The sequence below is a fragment of the Streptomyces sp. A0642 genome, assembly GCF_004795105.1.
Lineage (GTDB): Bacteria > Actinomycetota > Actinomycetes > Streptomycetales > Streptomycetaceae > Streptomyces.
In genome coordinates this window covers 1-3,875 of sequence record NZ_SSBL01000060.1, presented here as the reverse complement: position 1 = coordinate 3,875, position 3,875 = coordinate 1, and the positions used below count along the sequence as shown (strand labels likewise).

Annotated in this window: 2 protein-coding genes; both read right to left on the bottom strand. The window is 70.3% G+C overall.

The window, feature by feature from the left end:
• Positions 1-325 (bottom strand): beta-ketoacyl synthase N-terminal-like domain-containing protein (locus E6R60_RS36305; RefSeq protein WP_276614126.1); only part of this gene is annotated, 325 nt, incomplete at its 3' end.
• Between the two features lie 356 nt (positions 326-681).
• The coding region (locus E6R60_RS36300; protein WP_136330997.1) for a type I polyketide synthase at positions 682-3,875 on the bottom strand (3,194 nt) is incomplete at its 5' end.

The following is a 3,875-nucleotide window of genomic DNA, read 5'->3' as shown; positions in this document are numbered from 1 at the left end:
AGGAAGCATCGAAGCCCTCGACCCCCTCGATGAAGCCGCCCTCACGGGCATAGCTCTTGCCGACGGCCTCAGGATCCGAGTCGTACACGCCCAGGCCGTCCCACCGCGACGGCAGACCACCCACCGCGTCCCCACCGGTCGACAGCAACTCCCAGAACGCCTCCGGCGTATCGATCCCGCCCGGAAGACGGCACGCCATCGACACCACAGCAATCGGCTCGTGCTGCTGAGCCTGGCTCGCCTCCAGATCCGCGGCACGCTTCTGCAGCGCACGAATCATGGGGAGCGCGGCTTCCATCCGGTCCTGGTTTGAGATCGACACCATCGAGCCCCTCTGTACGGCGTCCGCGAGCAACAGCGTCCCGGAGCGACAGATCAGGGACTCAACCACCCAATCGGCCGGCGCTCGAGCCGCAGTTGACGGTGCCTGGACAGCCGGGCACGTCGGACGCCTGCGATGCGCGCATGGACGGTTCGCCGGAAATCTGCGGCGCGTGAGCGACAGAACGGATTGCGGCAAAGGTGCTCGCAGAGGCGGTAGTGCCCTGGCAGCACGGTGACCGCCCTTTTGCGGGAGGAGTGCGGTCACCGTGCTGCCTCACGGCCGGCCCGACGAGGACGTCGGCGTCTCGGTCCCTGCAACAGCGCGCCTGGACTCGTCTGGGCGGCCCAGGCGGAAGCTCAGTCGAGGTCGAGCCCCGATGCCTCCAGCAGCGCGTTCAGCTCGGCGTTGATGTCGTCCACCGAACGCTCCTCCTCCACCGGTGCGCTCGGCGCGGCGAGGGCGACCGCCATGGCACCGGGAGCCTCCTGCCGGGCCAGTTCGACGAGTTGTCCCAGCAGGCCGCTGCTGTGGATCCGGTCGGCGGAGAGCTGTTCGAGGACCCGGCCGAGTACGGACTCCGGGTCATCGGTTCCGGACGTTCCCAAGGCCCCGGACGTGTAGCCCGCGGGTTCCTCCGCCGGCAGGTCCATCCGGCTGAGGACCAGCCGGGCAATGTGGTCAGGCGTCGGATAGTCGAAGGCGAGGGTCGCAGGGAGGGAGATGCCGCTCTCGGCCGACAGACGGCGTCGCAGCTCGACCGCCATCAGGGAGTCGAGGCCCAGGTCCTTGAGGACCTGCTTCGGCGAGAGCGAACCGGGCCCGCTCACGCCGAGCACGGTGGCAACCTCGCGCTGCACCATCTCCGTCACGAGATCCGACCGCCGGTCCGCGGGCGCGGCCAGTAGTTGTTCGCGCAGGCCTGCCTGGCTCACCGCCGTGGCGGCAGCGGCCACACGGCGCACCCGCCGGCGTACGAGCGCACGGAAGAGGCCTGGGACGTCATGGCCGTTCTCCGCAGACCTCCGTACCGCCCGCAGATCGAGCTTCAGGGGAACGAAGTTGTCCGCGGGGCGCGTCAGCACCGCGTCGAGAAGGCCCAGGCCCTGCTCGAAGGCGAGCGGGGCGATGCCCTGACGGCGCATGCGCTCCAGCTCCACCGCGCCCAGATGAGACGTCATGCCCACGCCGGCCTGGTGCCAGAGGCCCCAGGCGAGGCTGGTGACGGGGCGGCCCTCCGCCCGCCGCCGGGCAGCGAAGGCGTCGAGGTAGCTGTTGGCCGCGCCGTAGATGCTCTGGCCCGCCGTGCCGACCGTGCCGGCCGCGGAGGAGAAGAGGACGAAGGCTGCGAGGTCGAGGCCTTCCGTGAGTTCGTCCAGGTGGAAGGCGCCCTTCACCTTCGGTGCCAGGACGCGGAAGAGCCTCGCTGTGTCCTGGCCGAGAAGAACGCCGTCGTCCAGGATTCCCGCGAGGTGGAAGACCGCCGTCCAAGGCCGGTCCTTCTCAGCAAGGCCGAGCACCTTCGCAACGTCATCTCGCCGAGCGACATCACAGGCCACCACTCGTACGCATTCCGCACCCTGTTCTTGCAGCTCGTGGATGAGTTCCGTGGTCCCGGGAGTCTCCGAGCCGCGTCGTGAGGTCAGCACCAGATGACGGATGCCGTGGTGGCGTACGAGATGGCGGGCGGTCTCGCGGCCGAGTTCGCCGGTGCCACCGGTGATCAGTACCGTGCCCTCGGGGTCGATCTGCCGCACGGCGGCCGATTCGCCCGTGCTGGCCTCGCGCACCAGGCGGGCCACGGTCACCTCACCGTCGCGTACGGCGATTTCGGGTTCGTCGGTGACGGCGAGGGCGCGCGCGAGCGCGTCCCGGTCCGCGTCGTCCGGACCCAGGTCGACCAGGCGCAGACTGCGCTCGGGGTGTTCGGCGCGTGCGGACCGGATGAGTCCCCACAGCGGGGCGTAAGGCAGTCCGTCGAGCCGGTCGCCCGGGGCGGCGGCGATGCTGCCGCGGGTGATCCAGACGAGCTCCGTCGATGCGAGCCGTTCGTTCGACAACAGCTCCTGGAGCTGTGCGAGGACGTACTCGGTCGCCTTGTAGGCGGCTTCGGGCGCGCTGAAGAAGGGCGGGCGGCCGGTCGTGTCGACGACGACGCGGGCGGGCGGCTGGGGAGCGCTGTCGAGCAGGGCGGTCAGCTCATCAAGGTCGGACAGGACCGGTACGCCGAGCAGCGCGGCAAGCTCGCCTGTACCGGTCAGCACGGCATCGGCGACCGCGCCCTGGGGGGCGGGGGCCATGACCGGCTGGAACTCCAGGCGGTGGAGACCGTCCGCGCCGTTGTTCCGTGCGGCCCGGAGCTGTTCGGCGGTGGCCCGCCGAAGGTGGAGTCCTCCAATCCGTGCGACGGGGTTGCCGGTCGCGTCGGAGGCCCAGAGCCGTATCTCCTGACCGGCCCCGGAGGATTCGACGTCGATACGGACGCGCAGTTCGCCGCTGCCCGCCGCGTACAGCTCGACATCGGTCCACTCGAACGGCAGCAGCGCCCCTTCCGGCTCCTCGTCGCCCCGCGCGAGGGTCACACCCTTCATGACGTGCAGGGCCGTGTCGAGGAGCGCCGGGTGGATGTTGTATTCGGCACCGGCCCCGGCGGCGGCCTCGGGCAGGCGCACGGATCCGTACGCCGTGCTGCCTCTGCTCCACAGATCGGTCAGACCTCTGAAGGCCGGACCGTAGTCGATGCCCTGGGCGCCGAACCGGTCGTAGAAACCGTCGAGGTCGATCCGCTCGGCGCCGGCCACGGGCCAGCGGCGCAGCTCTGCGAAAACGGCGTCCGGCGTTCCGTCGGTGGCCTCCTCGCGCAGTTCGCCGCTCGCGTGGCAGGTCCAGTCGTCCTGCGTGCCGTCGGGGCGACTGTGGATCGTGAGGGGTCGGCGGCGTTCCGCGCCCGGCGCGCCCACCGTGATCTGGATCCGTACCGCGTCGTCGATCACCAGCGGTTCGGCCAGAGTCAGTTCGGCGACCCCGTCGGCCCCGGCCTCGTGCGCGGCGGCGGTGGCCAGTTCGAGCAGGCCGGTGCCGGGGACCAGGACGGTCCCGAAGACCGCATGGTCGGCCAGCCACGGCTGGTCGGCCAGGGAAAGACGGCCCGTGAGCAGAAACCCGTCATCGCCAGCCGTTGCAGTGACGGCGCCGAGCCAGGGATGCTCGGACACGTCCATACCGACGGAGCGCACATCACCGGAGGGCTTCGGCACGTCCATCCAGTAAGGCTCGCGCTGGAAAGCGTAGGTGGGGAGGCCAAGGAGAGAGCCGGAACCGGTGTCGGTGTCGAGTACCCGGGCCCAGTCGATCTCGTGACCCTGAACATGGAGCAGACCGAGATTGCGCAGGAGCTGAGCACGGGTGCCCCGCTCCCGGGCCAACGACCCCACGACGACACCGCCCCGGTCCGCACTCCCGTCGGTGAGCGGCATGGCCAGCACCGGATGAGCGGAGATCTCCACGAAAACCCCGTGCCCGTCCTCCAGAAGCTGCTCCAGGGCACGATCGA